The sequence below is a fragment of the Pseudomonas sp. Z4-7 genome (assembly GCF_051131965.1).
Classification (GTDB): domain Bacteria; phylum Pseudomonadota; class Gammaproteobacteria; order Pseudomonadales; family Pseudomonadaceae; genus Aquipseudomonas.
In genome coordinates, this window is the sequence record NZ_CP071642.1 from 4791763 (window position 1) to 4806277 (window position 14515).

The window sequence follows — 14515 nt, forward strand, 5'->3', positions numbered from 1 at the left end:
ATCCAACACTCCTGATTCCCAGACCTGTCTTCTTTTAAAAGAAGCCTTACGCTTTGTGCCGCAGCATGCGCTGTTTTACGCTTTGTTACAGACGTTTTGTTGACTGTAGCAATCGCCAGAAGGCAAAGGCGCGAAGCATAGCGCAGCACTCGTCGTTTTTCCCTGCATAAAGCTGGTCAAGTGCGCCCGCCATGGATAGAATTGCGCACTTTTTGATCAGAGGCGCGTCAGGCGCCCTGTCTCGCACGAGACGATCCCCCTTATACCGAGGTTAGACATGTCCACCACTCCCGCGCCAGCCAACCCGAAGGTTGGCTTCGTATCCCTGGGTTGCCCGAAGGCTCTGGTCGACTCCGAGCGCATCCTGACCCAACTGCGCATGGAAGGTTATGACGTGGTGTCCACCTACCAGGACGCCGACGTGGTAGTGGTCAACACCTGCGGCTTCATCGACTCCGCCAAGGCCGAATCCCTCGAAGTCATCGGCGAAGCCATCAAGGAAAACGGCAAGGTCATCGTGACCGGCTGCATGGGCGTGGAAGAAGGCAACATCCGCAACGTGCACCCGAGCGTGTTGTCGGTGACCGGTCCGCAGCAGTACGAGCAAGTGGTCAACGCCGTGCACGAAGTCGTGCCGCCGCGCCAGGACCACAACCCGCTGATCGACCTGGTGCCGCCGCAAGGCATCAAGCTGACCCCGCGTCACTACGCCTACCTGAAGATTTCCGAAGGCTGCAACCACAGTTGCAGCTTCTGCATCATCCCGTCGATGCGCGGCAAACTGGTCAGCCGTCCGGTCGGTGATGTACTCGACGAGGCCCAGCGCCTGGTCAAGTCTGGCGTCAAGGAGCTGCTGGTGATTTCCCAGGACACCAGTGCCTATGGTGTCGACGTGAAATACCGCACCGGTTTCTGGAACGGCGCGCCGGTGAAAACCCGCATGACCGAGCTGTGCGAAGCGCTCAGCAGCCTCGGCGTCTGGGTCCGCCTGCATTACGTCTACCCGTATCCGCATGTCGACGAGCTGATCCCGCTGATGGCCGCCGGCAAGATCCTGCCGTACCTCGACATCCCGTTCCAGCACGCCAGCCCGAAAGTGCTCAAGGCGATGAAGCGCCCGGCCTTTGAAGACAAGACCCTGGCACGTATCAAGAACTGGCGCGAAATCTGCCCGGACCTGATCATCCGCTCGACCTTCATCGTCGGCTTCCCCGGCGAAACCGAGGAAGACTTCCAATACCTGCTGAATTGGCTGACCGAAGCCCAGCTCGACCGCGTCGGTTGCTTCCAGTACTCGCCGGTCGAAGGCGCACCGGCCAACGACCTGGACCTGGACGTGGTCCCGGACGAAGTCAAGCAGGAGCGTTGGGAACGCTTCATGGCGCACCAGCAGGCGATCAGCTCGGCCCGCCTGCAAATGCGCATCGGCCGTGAAATCGAAGTGCTCGTGGACGAAGTCGACGAGCAAGGCGCCGTCGGCCGCTGCTTCTTCGACGCCCCGGAAATCGACGGCAACGTCTTCATCGACAACGGCAGCAACCTCAAGCCGGGCGACAAGGTCTGGTGCAAAGTCACCGACGCCGATGAGTATGATTTGTGGGCTGAGCAGATCGGTTGAGCAGGGCCTGGACTCAAGGGGTAATGCGGTTCACTCGGGAAAAATGCTGTACCCGTGGCGAGGGAGCTTGCTCCCGCTCGGCTGCGAAGCAGTCGTAAACCGGCGGGTGCGGTGTGACTGACGCTCCGCATGCGACAGTTTTTGGGGCCGCTTCGCGGCCCAGCGGGAGCAAGCTCCCTCGCCACGGGAATGTGCATATTTTTCCGGCTGCCCTGGACTTAGAAAATCATGAAGCCCTGCTCTGTAACAAGATGCGGGGCTTTTTTACGGCTATCGTATGCAGACATAACATTTCCACCATAAGGAACAGGCGGACATGCGTCAGCATTCGGTCATCCACACACCGAAACCGAGCGATTACGAGGAATTGACCCGGGTCTGGGAAGCGTCGGTACGCGCTACCCATGACTTCCTGCCGGACAGCTACATCGAGCTGCTGAAGAACCTGGTACTCACCCGTTACCTGGACGCGGTGATGCTGATCTGTACCCGCGACCACCGTCAACGTATCACCGGGTTTGCCGGTGTGGCGGCCGGCAAGATCGAAATGCTGTTCATCGACCCGCAACACCGGGGCCAAGGCCTGGGCAAACAACTGCTGCGCTATGCCATGGAGCACCTGAACGCCAACGAGCTGGACGTCAACGAACAGAACCCGCAAGCCCTGGGCTTTTATCTCAAGCAAGGCTTTGAAGTGGTCGGGCGTTCCGCACGGGATGGCATGAACCAGCCCTACCCGTTGCTGCACATGCGCTACAAGCAACCCGACCTGAAGGCCGGACGCGGCTAAAAGCTGCCTGAGGCAAATGGACCCGCGATTAACCGGCGCCAGACAGGTACAATGCCCACCCTCTTTTTGTTACGGCCCCGTCATGACTGACCCGATTCGTCTCTCCAAACGCCTCATCGAACTCGTCGGCTGCTCCCGTCGGGAGGCTGAGCTGTTCATTGAGGGCGGCTGGGTCACCGTGGACGGCGAAGTGATCGACGAGCCGCAGTTCAAGGTCACCGGCCAGAAGGTCGAACTCGACCCGCAAGCCAAGGCCACTGCGCCGGAGCCGGTGACGATCCTGCTCAACGTCCCGGCGGGCATGGACGTCGACACCGCCATGGCAACCCTCGGACCGGAGACCCTGAGCGACGAACATCGCTTCGGCAAGCGCCCGCTCAAGGGCCATTTCCTGCGCCTGACCGCCAGCGCCGACTTGCAGGCCAATGCCAGCGGCCTGCTGGTGTTCACCCAGGACTGGAAGATCCTGCGCAAGCTCACCGCCGACGCGGCCAAGATCGAGCAGGAATACGTGGTCGAAGTCGAGGGTGAAATGGTCGCCCACGGTCTTAATCGCCTGAACCACGGCCTGACCTACAAAGGCAAGGAATTGCCTGCGGTCAAGGCCAGCTGGCAGAACGAAAACCGCCTGCGCTTCGCCATGAAGAACCCGCAACCGGGCGTCATTGCATTGTTTTGCCAGGCGGTCGGCCTGAAGGTCGTCGCTATCCGCCGCATCCGCATCGGCGGCGTGTCCATTGGCAAGGTGCCGTTGGGCCAATGGCGCTATCTATCCGCCAAAGAAAAATTCTAGATACGACTCTACTGGCGCCACACCGATCTGGGGCGCCCACTGCCGATTGATCAGGACTGCATTCATGATTCACAACGACGTACTGCGCAGCGTGCGCTACATGCTCGACATCAGCGACAAAAAAGTCATCGAGATTATCAAGCTGGGCGGCCTGGACGTTTCCCTGGAAGACCTGACTGGCTACCTCAAGAAAGACGAGGAAGAAGGCTTCGTGTTCTGCCCGGACCTGGTCATGGCGCATTTTCTCGATGGCCTGGTGATCTTCAAGCGCGGCAAGGACGAAAGCCGTCCGCCGCAGCCGATCGAAGTGCCGGTGACCAACAACATCATCCTGAAGAAACTGCGCGTGGCGTTCGAGCTGAAGGAAGACGACATGCACGCCATTCTCAAGGCCGCCGAATTCCCGGTGTCAAAGCCGGAGTTGAGCGCGCTGTTCCGCAAATTCGGCCACACCAACTATCGCCCGTGCGGCGACCAGTTGCTGCGCAATTTCCTCAAGGGCCTGACGCTGCGCGTACGCGGCTGACTTTCCAGACCTCCTGGGCCTTTGTGGCGTGGGAGCTTGCTCCCGCTGGATGCGCAGCGTCCCCTTGCAGTGTGTCAGACAAACCAGGGGGGCTGCTTCGCAGCCCAGCGGGAGCAAGCTCCCTCGCCACAGAGAACAGTGCCAACCTGGCCCCTCGCGTTATGATGTCTTTTCAACCTCGCTCCGATTCCAACCCATGACCTACAACGTTTCCCCCATCGGCTTCGTCCGCTCCTGCTTCAAGGAGAAGTTCGCCATTCCGCGCCAGCCACACCTGGCCCCGGCCGCGCGTGGCGTGCTGGAGCTGGTGGCGCCGTTCGACCAGGGCGAAGCGGTGCAGGGCCTGGAGCAGGTCAGTCATGTCTGGCTGCTGTTCCTGTTCCACCAGGCCCTGGAGGAAAAACCACGATTGAAGGTGCGTCCGCCCCGACTGGGCGGCAACAAGTCCATGGGCGTATTCGCCACCCGCGCCACCCATCGCCCCAACGGCATCGGTCAGTCAGTGGTGAAACTGGAACGGGTCGAAGCGGGTCGGCTGTGGATTTCGGGCATCGATCTGCTGGACGCGACGCCAGTGCTGGACATCAAGCCCTACGTGCCCTACGCCGACATCATCGGCTCGGCGACGAACAGCATCGCCAGCGCAGCGCCTGAGTTGATTCCGGTGCAATGGGCGGATACCGCCCTGCTGCAAGCATGCGAGCATGCCATGCGCCTGGGGGAACCCCTGGTGGAGCTGATTGAACAATGCCTGGCCCAAGACCCACGTCCGGCGTATCAGGTCCCCGCAGCCGAACGGGAATACGGCGCGCAGTTCTGGGACCTGGATGTGCGCTGGCATTATCCGCAGCCGGGATTGATTCGGGTACTGGAAGTGATCCCGGCGCGGGAATAATCGCTGGAAACGAAAAAGCCCGCGCGGCCTGGATCAGGCGGCGCGGGCTTTTTTGTGGGCTACTGCTGGACCGAGGCGCCTTCTTCGCGAGCAGGCTCGCTCCCACAGGGTTTTGTGTTGTGTCAGATCTCTCGAACAACACAAATCAACTGTGGGAGCGAGCCTACTCGCGAAGGCGATCGGTCAGCCACCGCATAAATCGCGGTTTATTTCTCTACAAACGCCCGCTCGATCAGGTAATCACCCGGCTCACGCATACGCGGCGAAACGGTCAGGCCGAAGCTGTTGAGCACTTCGCTGGTCTCGTCGAGCATGCTTGGGCTGCCGCACAACATGGCGCGGTCGTCCTGCGGGTTGATCGGTGGCAGGCCGATGTCGCGGAACAGCTTGCCGCTGCGCATCAGGTCGGTCAGGCGGCCTTCGTTCTCGAAGGGCTCGCGGGTCACGGTCGGGTAGTAGATCAGCTTTTCGCGGAGCGCTTCGCCGAAGAATTCGTTCTGTGGCAGATGCTCGGTAATGAATTCGCGGTAGGCGACTTCATTGACGTAACGCACGCCGTGGCACAGGATCACTTTCTCGAAACGCTCGTAGGTTTCCGGATCCTGGATCACGCTCATGAATGGCGCCAGCCCGGTGCCGGTGCTGAGCAGATACAGATGCTTGCCAGGCTTGAGGTCGTCGAGCACCAGCGTGCCGGTAGGCTTCTTGCTGATGATGATCTCGTCGCCTTCCTTCAGGTGCTGCAGCTGGGAAGTCAGCGGACCGTCGGGAACCTTGATGCTGAAAAATTCGAGATGCTCTTCCCAATTCGGGCTGGCAATTGAGTAAGCGCGCATAAGCGGGCGGCCGTTGGGCTGCTGCAGGCCGATCATCACGAACTGACCGTTCTCAAAGCGCAGGCCCGGATCGCGGGTGCACTTGAAGCTGAACAGAGTGTCGTTCCAGTGATGAACACTGAGGACACGCTCGTGGTTCATGTTGCTCATGTACGGGGGACTCCTGGAAATGATGCCTGCGCCGATAATCTGCGCAATTGCATCGCATTCTAATGGCGGCGACAATATCTGTTAAATGGATTATTAAGATAAGGGTTATCGGTTATATCGATATGCGATTTACTCTACGTCAACTTCAAGTCTTCGTCGCCGTCGCCCAGCAGGAAAGCGTGTCCCGTGCTGCGGGCCTGCTCAACCTGTCGCAGTCGGCCGCCAGCACTTCCATCACCGAATTGGAGCGCCAGTCCAGCTGCCAACTCTTCGACCGCGCCGGCAAACGCCTGAGCCTCAACGCCCTCGGCAAGCAACTGCTACCCCAAGCGGTGGCGTTGCTGGACCAGGCCAAGGAGATCGAAGACCTGCTCAACGGCAAGTCCGGCTTCGGTTCACTGGCGGTCGGCGCCACCCTGACCATTGGCAATTACCTGGCGACCCTGTTGATCGGCGGCTTCATGCAGCGCCATCCGGAAAGCCAGGTGAAGCTGCATGTGCAAAACACTGCCAACATCGTGCACCAAGTTGCTCACTATGAAATTGATCTGGGTCTGATCGAAGGCGACTGCAGCCACCCGGACATCGAGGTGCAGAGCTGGGTCGAGGATGAATTGGTGGTGTTCTGCGCGCCCCAGCATCCGTTGGCCAAACGCGGCCAGGCGACTATGGAGGAGTTGACCCGCGAAGCCTGGATCCTCCGTGAACAGGGTTCCGGCACTCGCCTGACCTTCGACCAGGCCATGCGTCACCACCGTAGCGCGTTGAATATCCGCCTGGAGCTGGAACACACCGAAGCGATCAAGCGCGCCGTGGAGTCCGGCCTGGGGATAGGCTGTATCTCGCGCCTGGCCCTGCGTGACGCTTTTCGCCGCGGCAGCCTGGTGGCCGTGGAAACCCCGGACATGGATCTGGCGCGGCAATTTTATTTCATCTGGCACAAACAGAAATACCAGACGTCGGCCATGCGTGAGTTTCTTGATCTGTGCCGGGCGTTCACCGCCGGGGTGCAGCGCAGCGACGAGATCGTCCTGCCCGCCATCGCCTGAAACTCAGAGCAGTATCAGGCCCCACACCAGGGCAATCATCGTCAGGGCGACCAACTGGGCGGCGCTGCCCATGTCCTTGGCGTTTTTCGACAGTGGGTGCAGCTCCAGGGAAATGCGGTCGATGGCCGCTTCTACCGCCGAGTTCAGCAACTCCACGATCAGGGCCAGCAGGCACACCGCAATCAGCAAGGCCTGCTCGACGCGGCTGACGTTAAGGAAGAACGACAGCGGAATCAGGATGACGTTGAGCAGCACCAATTGACGGAAAGCGGCTTCGCCAACGAACGCCGCACGCAGGCCGTCCAGGGAATAGCCGGAGGCGTTGAGGATGCGTTTCAGGCCGGTTTGGCCTTTAAAAGGTGACATAAGGTAGGCACTGATCGAAAGGAATGGAGAAGCTAATGGAACCGCAGTCAAAAAAGCGTGAATTCAGACACTACGACTGCGGCGAAATTGACTCGAGTTGTTGCAGCAACAAGGCCGCCTGCGTTCGGGTGCGCACGTTGAGTTTACGAAAGATCGCCGTAACGTGGGCCTTGATAGTCGCCTCGGACACATTCAGCTCATAGGCAATCTGCTTGTTCAGCAGGCCTTCGCAGACCATGGTCAGCACCCGGAATTGCTGCGGCGTGAGGCTGGCCAGCCCTTCGCTGGCGGCCTTGGCTTCCGCGGAAACACTCACCGCTTCGAACGCCTGGGGCGGCCAGGATACATCGCCATCGAGGACGGCCTTCACCGCTCTTTGAATCATTTCCATGGAGCTGGATTTGGGAATGAACCCGCTGGCGCCGAACTCGCGGGCCTTGACCATCACCGAGGCCTCTTCCTGGGCCGAGACCATCACCACCGGAATCTGCGGGTATTGCCCACGCAACAGCACCAGGCCAGAAAACCCATACGCACCGGGCATGTTCAGATCCAGCAGCACCAGGTCCCAGTCGGCCTTTTCAGCCAATCGGGTTTCCAGTTCCGCGATGCTGGCCACCTCCGTCAATCGGACAGCCGGGCCAAGGCCCAGGGTCACTGCCTGATGCAACGCGCTGCGAAAGAGCGGGTGGTCATCGGCAATCAGGATTTCGTATGTGGCCATTTTTCCAATGATCCTGTTTTTAGTGGCAGGCCCGATGCATTCGCGCCTCGCCGAACAACTCAAGACACCGCCACGCAGCGGTATCAACAGGGGGCACGTTCAACGCCAATCACAGCGTTTCAAACTCCAGCCGCACCCTGGTCGGCGCCAAGCATGCCCAGCGAAGCCGGGGTGGTCAAGCAGCACGGTCACGGCCTTATCCAGTATGGGCCACTACTGGGCCAACAGCGCAGGAGCCGCGCGAACGAAGGGCTGCAGCTCGGCATGGGCCGGCGTGGACTCGTTCACCTCCTGCTGGCGCTTGGCGCCGAGGTAATGCTGGCTGAACACATCGAAATAGGCGTCAAGGGCCGACGCCGCGTCGCTGTCCCCCGCCAGTTCCAGGCACAGCGCCGCCACTTCGGCGGTACACAGGTGTTCGCTGCGGGTCGAGCGACGCAAGCGATAACGAGACAACTTGTCGGGCAACAGGCTCAGGATGGGCAATCGGTCGAAATACGGGCTTTTGCGAAACATCTTGCGCGCTTCCGTCCAGGTCGCGTCCAGCAGAATGAACAACGGACGCTTGCCCTGATCGAGCGCCACCGTGTGGGTGACACGGGACGGTTCGACATACTCGCCTGGAAACACCAGATAAGGCTGCCATTGCGGGTCATTCAGCAAAGCCAGCAATTGCCCGTCGACATCGGTACGCGACCAGATGAAGGCATGGTTGTCGCGCACCACATCGGCGATCAGCCAACCGGTATTGCTCGGCTTGAAGACTTCTTTGTTGGTCATGATCAGGCAGACCCCGGAACGGGTCTCGACGCTCGGGCGCCAGGCACACAGGCAATGGCTTTCAATCACCCGACACGCGCTACAACGAGGCGCGCGCCAGCCACGGGCCTGGAGCGGCTTGATGCCTTCGTCGACGCGCTGGTCGCGCAGGCGGGCTACGGCGTTGGGGGCATGGATCATAGCGGGCGACGCCCACGGGCAAGAGAACTCGACACGAACAACACTCGGCAGGACAACAAAGCCCGGCAGTCTACCAGAGCGCGCAAGCCTGTACCGTCTACCCGGGCTCCCCTATAATCGCCGCCACTGAACGCACAGTCACGTGACCGGTCGAACCCCCTGTCACTGAACCAGGAGAGTTTCATGCTGCGCCTTATCGTCCCTACCGTTGCCGTTCTGCTGGCGACGTCCATCAGCGCTCAGGCCGCGTCGCTGAAAGAACTCGAACTGAACAAGATGCTGCAGAACGTGGCCACGCAAAGCAGCGTCGGCACTCCGCGCGCCATCAACGAAGACATTCTCGATCAGGGTTATACCGTCGAAGGCACCGAGCTGATCAACCATCTCAGCGTGCAAAGCAGCCACGCCCAGAAAATGCGCGCCGACCCCAAGGCGGTCTACTTCCAGCTGGGCTCCACGGTGTGCACCAACCCAGGCTTTCGCAAGCTGATGGCCAAGGGCGCAACCATGCGTTACGAATTCACCGAAGTTAAGACCAATCGTCCGGTCGCCACCGAACGCTTCCAGGAATCGGACTGCCCGAAACCGGCCAAGACCAAGAAATAATCAACCCGAGCTGGCGCGCCGCTGCTCATCGTCGGCGCGCAGCTCCGCCACCAGCGCCTGCAAATAGCGCGAGCGCCATTCCCTGCCCTCCAGCCGACGGCAGCACTCCTCTTCAAGGCTCACCTGATTGGCCTGAGCCGCTTTCAACAGCATCAGGTACAACTGCTTGTCGAGCTCCAGAGTTACCCTGGTCATTTGTCCCGCCTCCCTGCCCCGAAATGCTTAACTCCCCAGCGTGGACGCCCAACCCTGGACGTCGAATAACGTCAGCACGCTTGTTATTGAGTAAATCAGAGCGGGACGTAGCCAGTCGGTGAACTGACGAGCGGCGCATTACCCACTATCAGAGCTGGAGCGCCGGACGGCTTCGCGAGCAGGCTCGCTCCCACAGGAGTTTTACCGAACGCATACCTGATGTTCACTGAAGATCAATTGTGGGAGCGAGCCTGCTCGCGATGACGGGTTCCAACAAGGCGAGGTGACGGTTGCAAACCGTCATCTGCGAGCGCCATGATCAACAAGAGGCTAGATTCAAAATATCGCCTGTTACCGGGCAGAACGAGGCTGCCCTTGCCAATACCCTGACGCTTGATTTTTTTCATCCAAGGGAAACAGCAGAATCCGTTGGCTGGCTTGATCGCCTTGCTGCAATTTGCGTCGAGCCAGGTTGAATGCCCGGGCATACGCCGGGCTGACGACGGCACAGGAAGTGCCGTGGCCCTGACGAATCTCTCGTTCGGGCCAGGTTCTGTTCAGAAGGAGAAGCTGAATGCCTTACAAACCGAATGACCTGCTCAGTCGGCATTTTGAGAACCATGGCCACGACCTCACCCGCAAGGTCGAAGAGCAACTCAACCTGGTATCACCCAACAGTCCCAATCTCCCCATTTACCGTGACATGATCCTGACCGTGCTGCGCATGGCCCAGGAAGATCACAACCGCTGGAACGCCAAAATCACGCTGCAGGCACTGCGCGAACTGGAACATGCCTTCCGCACGCTCGAACAGTTCAAGGGCCGTCGAAAAGTCACGGTCTTTGGCTCGGCCCGAACGCCCATCGAGCATCCGCTGTATGGCTTGGCGCGAGAACTGGGGGCGGCGCTGGCCCGGTCGGACATGATGGTCATCACCGGCGCAGGCGGAGGCATCATGGCCGCCGCCCATGAAGGCGCAGGCCGCGAGCACAGCCTGGGTTTCAACATCACCCTCCCCTTCGAACAACATGCGAACCCGACCGTCGAAGGCACGCAGAACCTCCTCCCGTTCCATTTCTTCTTCACCCGCAAGCTGTTCTTCGTCAAGGAAGCAGATGCGTTAGTGCTCTGCCCAGGTGGTTTCGGCACCCTTGATGAAGCATTGGAAGTCTTGACGCTGGTGCAGACGGGCAAGAGCCCATTGGTACCGATAGTGCTGCTGGATGTGCCGGGAGGTAAATTCTGGCAGAGCGCCCTGGATTTCATCCATGAACAATTGGGAGAAAACCGCTACATCCTGCCCACCGACATGAAGTTGATGCGCCTGGTATACACCGCCGAGGACGCGGTGGAAGAAATCAATCAGTTCTATCGCAACTTCCATTCCAGCCGCTGGCTCAAGCATCAGTTCGTGATCCGCATGAATCATGCGCTCACCGAACAGGCGATGCAGCAGATGCAGGTCCAATTTGCCGATCTATGCCTGAACGACTGTTTCCATCAGCATGCCTACAGCGGCGAGGAGCCGGAGGAGGCGCCTTTTAGCCACCTGACGCGCCTGGCGTTCACCTTCAACGCCCGCGATCACGGTCGACTTAGAGAACTGGTGGACTATATCAACCTACCGGAAAACTGGGCCCAGCCTGCCGCCCAGCCCCACCCGCTGACCTGGGAACCAATCGAGGTGACCTGAGCCCAAAAAAAACGGCCTGCTATCGAAATAGCGGGCCGTTTTATCTAGTCATCCATGCTACGACCGCTGAACAGCCGATTGATCATTTCCATGGAGTATCCTCGATACGCCAGGAAACGCCCTTGCCTGGCCCGCTCCTTCGCATCAATGGGCAGATGCCCTGAGAACTTGCGACGCCAGGTATCGATTAACTGTTCCTGCCAATCGATACCGCTTTCACGCAACGCAAGTTCGATATCCGGTCGTTGCAAGCCACGCTGGCCAAGTTCTTCGCGAATACGCATCGGGCCATAACCAGAGCGGGCGCGATAAGAAACAAAGCTTTCAAGGTAGCGCGACTCCGACAACAGCCCATCTTCCGTCAAACGGTCGAGGGCCGTGTCGATCAATTCGTCAGGAGCGCCACGCTGACGCAGTTTACGCGTCAGCTCGACTCGACCGTGCTCGCGTCTGGCGAGCAGGTCCATTGCGGTTCGCCGCACCGCGACGAGGGTATCGAGTACGGCGGTCATCGGATCGATCAGATATCAGCGTCAGCCAGATCGTCTGCAGTCTCGCGGTTGGCCACGGCCTTGACGTCTGCAACCGGGCTCAACAGTTTGTCGCGCAGTTGCTTTTCAAGAGCTGCCGCGACTTCCGGGTTGTCCGCCAGGAACTTGGCCGAGTTGGCCTTGCCCTGACCGATCTTGGTACCGTTGTAGGCATACCAGGCGCCGGATTTCTCGACGAAACCGTGCAGCACACCCAGGTCGATCATCTCGCCGTTGAGGTAGATGCCCTTGCCGTACAGGATCTGGAATTCGGCCTGACGGAACGGCGATGCCACCTTGTTTTTCACGACCTTGACGCGGGTTTCACTGCCGACAACCTCATCACCTTCTTTCACCGCGCCGGTACGACGGATGTCCAGGCGAACCGAGGCGTAGAACTTCAGCGCGTTACCACCGGTGGTGGTTTCAGGACTGCCGAACATCACGCCAATTTTCATGCGGATCTGGTTGATGAAAATCACCAGGCAGTTGGCATTCTTGATGTTACCGGTGATCTTGCGCAGGGCCTGGGACATCAGGCGAGCCTGGAGGCCCACGTGCATGTCACCCATTTCACCTTCGATTTCCGCTTTGGGTACCAGTGCCGCTACGGAGTCGACGATGATCACGTCAACCGCGTTGGAGCGCACCAGCATGTCGGTGATTTCCAGGGCCTGTTCGCCAGTGTCCGGCTGGGAAACCAGCAGGTCATCGACGTTGACGCCCAGCTTGCCGGCGTATTCCGGGTCCAGGGCGTGTTCGGCGTCGACGAAGGCGCAGGTCGCACCGGCTTTTTGAGCCTGGGCGATCACGGACAGGGTCAGCGTGGTTTTACCGGACGATTCAGGACCGTAGATTTCAACAATACGACCTTTTGGCAAGCCGCCGATGCCAAGCGCGATGTCCAGGCCCAGGGAGCCGGTGGAGATGGAAGGAATAGCCTGGCGGTCCTGATCGCCCATACGCATTACGGCACCCTTGCCGAATTGACGTTCGATCTGACCCAAGGCCGCAGCCAAGGCTTTCTTCTTGTTGTCGTCCATTAAAGTCCTCACGTAATCAATAAGGCCTGACGGCCAACACCTGTATAAGTAGCCAGTATTATTCCACAGCGATTCAGGATCGCCTACCCCTGATTTGAGATTTCTGTGGCGGCATGTTGTAACAGCCCGTCTAGCGCGGCCTTCACCGTTTGTCGGCGGACCTCGTCGCGATTGCCTGGAAAGAAGCGCCGCTCGCTGAACACCGCCTCGCCAACGCCCCAGGCGAGCCATACGGTGCCCACCGGCTTGCTCGGCGAGCCTCCGTCCGGCCCGGCCACGCCGCTGACCGCCACGGCGAAACGCGCCAGGCTTTTCTGCTGGGCGCCCCGCGCCATCGCCTCCACCACCTCGCGGCTGACCGCGCCGACCTTGTCGAACAATTCGAGGGGCACACCCAACTGCTGGGTTTTCTGGCGATTGGAATAGGTGACGTAACCGGCTTCGAACCAGGCCGAACTCCCCGGGATCCGCGTGATCGCCTCGGCAATCCCGCCACCGGTACAGGATTCGGCGGTGGTGACATGGGCATTGAGCACCTGCAAGCGCCTGCCCAACTCAGCGGCCAGTCCGGTAATGTCATCCATGCTGCTCTCCTGATTCGACGCGGTTGGCGCCTACCGTACACCAGCAGCCACAGCTTGCAAGGTCCGGCAGATTACCGGGCCAGCGCTCTTACATAGGCCTGGCAGGCCTGCAAGGCGATCAGTCCACGGTCGCCCTCGTCGGTGATGGCGATAATTCGTTGAGCATGCGTCGGGTCAAGTCGGGCGCGTGGGGCGCCATGATCCATGCCGCCGGCGGCGGTGGCGGCAGGCACTGCACAACCGGCGGCAACATCGTCGGCGTCGAGGAGGACTGACAGCCGGACATCGGCAGTAGCAAGGCGATCGCGCAGGCGATCCTGGTCACGTTGGGCATCGCTCAAGGCTCGGTAGTGGGTTTGTTCGCTGGCGGAGAGTTGTTGTTCCAGGGCGAGGCGTTTGTCCTGCTCGGCCTTTTGCTGCATCGCTGCCGCCTGGGTCAGGCGATTGAGCGTCTCGGACTGCGACTGCGCCAGTTGCGCCAGTTGCCTGCCGTACCGCCACTCCTGGAGCCGCCACGCCAACATGGCCGGACCACCGATCAGCAGCGCCACCAATACAACGACACCTAGCGTCCGGCAGGAAAACGGCATCAGGCCGAAGGTTGGCATAACACTTCCCGCGCCCGCGCCCAGAGTTGCAAGCGATCCTGCAAGCCATTCAGGCCACCATTGATGCGGCGGGTAATACGGTTGAACTGGTCACGATCAGCCAGCTCGTTCAGGCCGCTCTGCGCCCAGAACCAGGCGGCGGATTGCGCCGCCCATTGCGGTTGTTCGAGCAGTTCGGGTAAGGCAAGCAAACGTTCGTCGCCGAACAGCCCCAGGCTGCAACGAAGGTAATTGTCGTGGCCGGTAATCTGGATCAAGCCCCGGCCGCGATACTTCTGACCGTCACCGTCGGGCTGGGTCGAGTTGCCCAGGCGAACGGCCAGGGCTCCGGTGTCGTATTTGCTCAGGTATTGCTCGCTGCCCAGCTCTCGTACATAACGCAACTGCCCCGATTCGTGACCGACCTGGGCCAGGAATGCGGCGATGCGCTTGGGAGTGTCAATGCGGTAACGAGCCATCGCGGTGTTCAACGCTGGAATAAAAACGCCCGCTTGGGCGCGGGCGTCGGGCATGATCTTGATGAGTTGCTGTTGCGTAAGGTCCATGTTC

Annotated in this window: 19 protein-coding genes; 9 read left to right on the plus strand and 10 right to left on the minus strand. The window is 60.1% G+C overall.

What is annotated here, in order from left to right; all coding sequences use genetic code 11:
- The first annotated feature begins 277 nt into the window (after window positions 1-277).
- The 5 genes from rimO to tsaA all read left to right on the plus strand — a co-directional run bounded on the left by rimO (window position 278) and on the right by tsaA (window position 4622).
- The gene (gene rimO / locus J3P91_RS21415; RefSeq protein ID WP_434601682.1) at window positions 278-1618 is read left to right on the plus strand and encodes a 30S ribosomal protein S12 methylthiotransferase RimO; all 1341 of its coding nucleotides are present in this window, start codon (window positions 278-280) and stop codon (window positions 1616-1618) included.
- A 316-nt stretch (window positions 1619-1934) separates the two neighbouring features.
- A complete protein-coding gene (locus J3P91_RS21420) occupies window positions 1935-2408 on the plus strand; it encodes a GNAT family N-acetyltransferase (RefSeq protein ID WP_434572200.1) in 474 nt (157 codons plus the stop codon).
- An 82-nt stretch (window positions 2409-2490) separates the two neighbouring features.
- On the plus strand, window positions 2491-3201 hold the full coding sequence (locus tag J3P91_RS21425) for an rRNA pseudouridine synthase (RefSeq protein WP_434601683.1): 711 nt from the start codon (window positions 2491-2493) through the stop codon (window positions 3199-3201).
- A 64-nt stretch (window positions 3202-3265) separates the two neighbouring features.
- Complete coding sequence (locus J3P91_RS21430) at window positions 3266-3727, plus strand: DUF1456 family protein (RefSeq protein WP_305499176.1); 462 nt, start codon at window positions 3266-3268, stop codon at window positions 3725-3727.
- 196 nt (window positions 3728-3923) lie between these two features.
- Window positions 3924-4622, plus strand: a complete 699-nt coding sequence (gene tsaA, locus J3P91_RS21435; protein ID WP_434601684.1) for a tRNA (N6-threonylcarbamoyladenosine(37)-N6)-methyltransferase TrmO — start codon at window positions 3924-3926, stop codon at window positions 4620-4622.
- A gap of 206 nt (window positions 4623-4828) precedes the next feature.
- Here the strand turns inward: tsaA and fpr are convergent, their stop codons facing one another.
- Window positions 4829-5608: a ferredoxin-NADP reductase gene (fpr, locus tag J3P91_RS21440; protein ID WP_003198368.1), complete on the minus strand. Its 780-nt coding sequence runs from the start codon at window positions 5606-5608 to the stop codon at window positions 4829-4831.
- Between the two features lie 122 nt (window positions 5609-5730).
- Here fpr and J3P91_RS21445 point away from each other — a divergent pair, with 122 nt between their 5' ends.
- Window positions 5731-6657 (plus strand): LysR family transcriptional regulator, encoded by a 927-nt coding sequence (locus J3P91_RS21445; protein ID WP_181289263.1) that lies wholly within the window; start codon window positions 5731-5733, stop codon window positions 6655-6657.
- Between the two features lie 3 nt (window positions 6658-6660).
- Here J3P91_RS21445 and J3P91_RS21450 read toward each other — a convergent pair whose 3' ends face one another.
- The 3 genes from J3P91_RS21450 to J3P91_RS21460 form a co-directional block, all read right to left on the minus strand.
- Window positions 6661-7023, minus strand: coding sequence for a diacylglycerol kinase (locus J3P91_RS21450; protein WP_305499171.1), 363 nt, complete (start codon window positions 7021-7023; stop codon window positions 6661-6663).
- Window positions 7024-7093: 70 nt separating this feature from the next.
- Window positions 7094-7747, minus strand: a complete 654-nt coding sequence (erdR, locus tag J3P91_RS21455; RefSeq protein WP_434572193.1) for a response regulator transcription factor ErdR — start codon at window positions 7745-7747, stop codon at window positions 7094-7096.
- Window positions 7748-7960: 213 nt separating this feature from the next.
- On the minus strand, window positions 7961-8707 hold the full coding sequence (locus tag J3P91_RS21460; protein ID WP_434601685.1) for a tRNA-uridine aminocarboxypropyltransferase: 747 nt from the start codon (window positions 8705-8707) through the stop codon (window positions 7961-7963).
- A 183-nt stretch (window positions 8708-8890) separates the two neighbouring features.
- Here J3P91_RS21460 and J3P91_RS21465 point away from each other — a divergent pair, with 183 nt between their 5' ends.
- The gene (locus J3P91_RS21465; RefSeq protein ID WP_305499165.1) at window positions 8891-9313 is read left to right on the plus strand and encodes a quorum-sensing-regulated virulence factor family protein; all 423 of its coding nucleotides are present in this window, start codon (window positions 8891-8893) and stop codon (window positions 9311-9313) included.
- Here the strand turns inward: J3P91_RS21465 and J3P91_RS21470 are convergent, their stop codons facing one another.
- A complete protein-coding gene (locus tag J3P91_RS21470; protein ID WP_434601686.1) occupies window positions 9314-9508 on the minus strand; it encodes a hypothetical protein in 195 nt (64 codons plus the stop codon).
- Between the two features lie 290 nt (window positions 9509-9798).
- On the opposite strand from J3P91_RS21470, the gene J3P91_RS21475 reads away from it, so the two are divergent.
- The gene (locus J3P91_RS21475) at window positions 9799-9984 is read left to right on the plus strand and encodes a hypothetical protein (protein WP_434601687.1); all 186 of its coding nucleotides are present in this window, start codon (window positions 9799-9801) and stop codon (window positions 9982-9984) included.
- Window positions 9985-10082: 98 nt separating this feature from the next.
- On the plus strand, window positions 10083-11201 hold the full coding sequence (locus J3P91_RS21480; protein WP_434601688.1) for a TIGR00730 family Rossman fold protein: 1119 nt from the start codon (window positions 10083-10085) through the stop codon (window positions 11199-11201).
- Between the two features lie 44 nt (window positions 11202-11245).
- Here J3P91_RS21480 and recX read toward each other — a convergent pair whose 3' ends face one another.
- From recX to J3P91_RS21505, 5 genes are all read right to left on the minus strand, one after another.
- On the minus strand, window positions 11246-11713 hold the full coding sequence (recX, locus tag J3P91_RS21485; RefSeq protein WP_434601689.1) for a recombination regulator RecX: 468 nt from the start codon (window positions 11711-11713) through the stop codon (window positions 11246-11248).
- A gap of 8 nt (window positions 11714-11721) precedes the next feature.
- On the minus strand, window positions 11722-12774 hold the full coding sequence (gene recA / locus J3P91_RS21490; protein ID WP_079303629.1) for a recombinase RecA: 1053 nt from the start codon (window positions 12772-12774) through the stop codon (window positions 11722-11724).
- Between the two features lie 83 nt (window positions 12775-12857).
- Complete coding sequence (locus J3P91_RS21495; RefSeq protein WP_434601690.1) at window positions 12858-13358, minus strand: CinA family protein; 501 nt, start codon at window positions 13356-13358, stop codon at window positions 12858-12860.
- Between the two features lie 71 nt (window positions 13359-13429).
- Window positions 13430-13966, minus strand: a complete 537-nt coding sequence (locus J3P91_RS21500) for a lysis system i-spanin subunit Rz (protein ID WP_434601691.1) — start codon at window positions 13964-13966, stop codon at window positions 13430-13432.
- Window positions 13948-14511, minus strand: coding sequence for a glycoside hydrolase family 19 protein (locus J3P91_RS21505; protein ID WP_434601692.1), 564 nt, complete (start codon window positions 14509-14511; stop codon window positions 13948-13950). The genes J3P91_RS21500 and J3P91_RS21505 overlap by 19 nt, the downstream gene beginning before the upstream one ends.
- Window positions 14512-14515 lie beyond the last annotated feature (4 nt).

Coding starts and splice junctions, on each gene's coding strand:
- rimO (WP_434601682.1), top strand. CDS start 278: ATGTCCACCACTCCCGCGCCAGCCAACCCGAAGGTTGGCTTCGTATCC.
- J3P91_RS21420 (WP_434572200.1), top strand. CDS start 1,935: ATGCGTCAGCATTCGGTCATCCACACACCGAAACCGAGCGATTACGAG.
- J3P91_RS21425 (WP_434601683.1), top strand. CDS start 2,491: ATGACTGACCCGATTCGTCTCTCCAAACGCCTCATCGAACTCGTCGGC.
- J3P91_RS21430 (WP_305499176.1), top strand. CDS start 3,266: ATGATTCACAACGACGTACTGCGCAGCGTGCGCTACATGCTCGACATC.
- tsaA (WP_434601684.1), top strand. CDS start 3,924: ATGACCTACAACGTTTCCCCCATCGGCTTCGTCCGCTCCTGCTTCAAG.
- fpr (WP_003198368.1), bottom strand. CDS start 5,608: ATGAGCAACATGAACCACGAGCGTGTCCTCAGTGTTCATCACTGGAAC.
- J3P91_RS21445 (WP_181289263.1), top strand. CDS start 5,731: ATGCGATTTACTCTACGTCAACTTCAAGTCTTCGTCGCCGTCGCCCAG.
- J3P91_RS21450 (WP_305499171.1), bottom strand. CDS start 7,023: ATGTCACCTTTTAAAGGCCAAACCGGCCTGAAACGCATCCTCAACGCC.
- erdR (WP_434572193.1), bottom strand. CDS start 7,747: ATGGCCACATACGAAATCCTGATTGCCGATGACCACCCGCTCTTTCGC.
- J3P91_RS21460 (WP_434601685.1), bottom strand. CDS start 8,707: ATGATCCATGCCCCCAACGCCGTAGCCCGCCTGCGCGACCAGCGCGTC.
- J3P91_RS21465 (WP_305499165.1), top strand. CDS start 8,891: ATGCTGCGCCTTATCGTCCCTACCGTTGCCGTTCTGCTGGCGACGTCC.
- J3P91_RS21470 (WP_434601686.1), bottom strand. CDS start 9,508: ATGACCAGGGTAACTCTGGAGCTCGACAAGCAGTTGTACCTGATGCTG.
- J3P91_RS21480 (WP_434601688.1), top strand. CDS start 10,083: ATGCCTTACAAACCGAATGACCTGCTCAGTCGGCATTTTGAGAACCAT.
- recX (WP_434601689.1), bottom strand. CDS start 11,713: ATGACCGCCGTACTCGATACCCTCGTCGCGGTGCGGCGAACCGCAATG.
- recA (WP_079303629.1), bottom strand. CDS start 12,774: ATGGACGACAACAAGAAGAAAGCCTTGGCTGCGGCCTTGGGTCAGATC.
- J3P91_RS21495 (WP_434601690.1), bottom strand. CDS start 13,358: ATGGATGACATTACCGGACTGGCCGCTGAGTTGGGCAGGCGCTTGCAG.
- J3P91_RS21500 (WP_434601691.1), bottom strand. CDS start 13,966: ATGCCAACCTTCGGCCTGATGCCGTTTTCCTGCCGGACGCTAGGTGTC.
- J3P91_RS21505 (WP_434601692.1), bottom strand. CDS start 14,511: ATGGACCTTACGCAACAGCAACTCATCAAGATCATGCCCGACGCCCGC.